This is a genomic window from Roseomonas acroporae (genome assembly GCF_023223525.1).
Classification (GTDB): Bacteria; Pseudomonadota; Alphaproteobacteria; order Acetobacterales; family Acetobacteraceae; genus Roseomonas_E; species Roseomonas_E acroporae.
This window is the reverse complement of record NZ_JALPRX010000281.1, coordinates 1-647: the sequence shown is the minus strand read 5'-3', so window position 1 is coordinate 647 and position 647 is coordinate 1. Positions and strand designations below refer to the sequence as shown.

Annotated in this window: 1 pseudogene; it reads right to left on the bottom strand. The window is 70.2% G+C overall.

Annotated features, from left to right (window positions below):
* Positions 1-447 (bottom strand): annotated as a pseudogene (locus M0638_RS28525) (IS21 family transposase); the annotation flags it as partial.
* Positions 448-647 lie beyond the last annotated feature (200 nt).

Genomic DNA, 647 nt, shown 5'->3' with positions numbered 1-647 from the left:
GAACACCGGCACCGTGCTGCCGGCATAGTCGACGAACAGCCGCTCGCCGGCCGGATGCACCTGCCGCAGCGTCGGCGCCAGCCGACCCGCCCAGGCCCGGTACAGGTCGCAGAACCAGGAATAGCCGAACCCGTCCGGCGCCCCGGCCCGGTACTCCTCCCATAGCAGCGCCAGCGTCACGTTGGGACGGCGCAGCTCCTGGTGCACCAAAGCCCAGTCCGGCGCCGGCCGCTGCTCGGTCGGCACCGTCGGGGGAGGCGGGAACAGCCGCGCCTCAAGCCCCACGTCATCCAACCCCTCCGGCAACGGCCAGCCCAGTCCGCCCAGACGGGCCCGCCGCAGGTAGTCGTTCACCACCGCCTGGCTCAGCCCCAGGCTGCGGCCGATCCCCCGCTGGGACAGGCCCTGCGACAGCCCCAGCCGCAACACGTCGCGTATCTTGCGCATCGGCACTCTCTTGCCCGGCATCCCGCCCTCTGCTCCTCAGCACAGGGCAGGCTACCTACGGTTGAGACATGCCGGCCGCACCGTCGCCGCCACCTCCACGGCCAACCCGATCGCGATCACCGGACCAGGTGATCAGGATCCACCGGAACAGGTGATCGCGATCAAACGGATCCACCGATCACGATCGACCGGATTACGCA